Source organism: Streptomyces atriruber, from assembly GCF_001418325.1.
Lineage (GTDB): Bacteria > Actinomycetota > Actinomycetes > Streptomycetales > Streptomycetaceae > Streptomyces > Streptomyces atriruber.
This window is the reverse complement of sequence record NZ_LIPN01000558.1, coordinates 1-1,495: the sequence shown is the minus strand read 5'-3', so window position 1 is coordinate 1,495 and position 1,495 is coordinate 1. Positions and strand designations below refer to the sequence as shown.

The 1,495-nt window shown below is 65.1% G+C and carries 2 protein-coding genes; both read left to right on the top strand.

Annotated elements, in window-relative coordinates:
- Window positions 1-214 precede the first annotated feature (214 nt).
- Window positions 215-766 carry a pilus assembly protein TadG-related protein gene (locus tag AOK03_RS38370; protein ID WP_244177926.1) on the top strand — a complete coding sequence of 184 codons (552 nt, stop codon included), beginning with the start codon at window positions 215-217 and terminating at the stop codon, window positions 764-766.
- A 30-nt stretch (window positions 767-796) separates the two neighbouring features.
- A complete protein-coding gene (locus AOK03_RS38365; RefSeq protein ID WP_055569984.1) occupies window positions 797-1,390 on the top strand; it encodes a hypothetical protein in 594 nt (197 codons plus the stop codon).
- Window positions 1,391-1,495 lie beyond the last annotated feature (105 nt).

The following is a 1,495-nucleotide window of genomic DNA, read 5'->3' as shown; positions in this document are numbered from 1 at the left end:
AGATGTGGATAAGAGGCCGGGATGCGGGGGCGGGGTTTGTGGAGTATGCGGGGCTGATGATTCTTATTGCGGGGATCTTCACGCTCATCGACCAGCTCGGACTGGACGGTGTGATCTCCAGTGCCATTGGGGACGCGGTCGACGACGTTGTCGGCGGCTGACGGCCGACTGCCTGAAGAGTGACCGAGGGCAGACTCTTCCCATCTACATCTGGTTGACGGGCATTCTGCTCTTCGTCGCGTTTGCCTTCTTCGCCTTCGCCCAGGCTGCCTCTGCGCGCAACGGGGCTCAATCAGCCGCTGACGCAGCCGCATTGGCCGCTGCGCAGGATGCCAGGGACGAACTCATGGACGGATTGGAACTGTCCATAGGCAAGGACGAAGCCTGGCTGGACTGGCTCACGGGTGACAAGTTCACGGGTGCGGGCGCTCGGGGGGCCGCGGACGCCCTGGCCGCCGACAACGACTCGACCGTCATCGGCTTCGGGCCCGATCAGGTGAACGGTTTCCCGGGCTTCTGGGTGAAGATCGAGACCACGTACACCGTGGGCGACTCGATCATTCCGGGGACCGAGTCGAAGCACGCGAAGGCCGAAGCCACGGCCATCATCAGACCTCGCTGCGACTTCCCCGCGTCGGCCGACCCGGCAAAGCCCGTGGAATTCACATGTGATGGCGGCGAATCCTTCGAGATCGACCCGGACGACTTCGAATGGGGCGACCTCCCTGATGCGTCCGCTCTCTTCTCCGTGCACTTGGCCGACTGACAAGCGATCGACAAGAGGGGAGCCGTAGCGATGGAGATTCGGCGTACCGCGACGACCCGCAGGGCAATGACCGCTGTGGCGATCACGACTGGGCTGGTCCTCACGGTCGCCGGCTGCGGCGGTGGGGGAGACGATGAGAAGCCCGAAAAGGCCGGGCGTTCGTCATCGGCGGAGACAGACCGTGGAGACGAAGAGGCAGAGAAGGGTGGAACCCCCTCAGCCGATCAGGTGTTGGCGGAGGCCAAGGACGGCGATGTCGGCGTAAGGATCCTTTCGGCTTCCCGGGACGGAGGAGGCTTCGTCACTGTCTCGGGAACGGTGACGAACAACGGCAGTCGGTCCTGGATGGGCGCCAACTGGGCCAGCGACGAACGGGAGCTGCGTTCCAACGGAGGGTCCCTGTCAGGTGCCGCTCTCGTGGACAACGAGGGCAAGAAGAAGTACCTCGTCCTCAGGGACACATCTGGCCGTTGCCTGTGCACCAAGTTCAACGGTCGCGTGAAGCAGGGAGAGACGGCGAGCTGGTTCGCCCAGTTCCCCGCCCCTCCGGAGGGAACGGACAAGGTCACCTTCCAAGTGGGGTCAATGCCCCCCGCCCCCATCGAGATCGCCGAGGGCGAGTGACCCATGACCCGCCACCTCCGCCGCATCGCGGGCGCTGCAACCCTGACGACCCTGGTCCTGTTCGCACCCCCGGCCCTCGCCGACGACGACCCCACCGCCCCACCC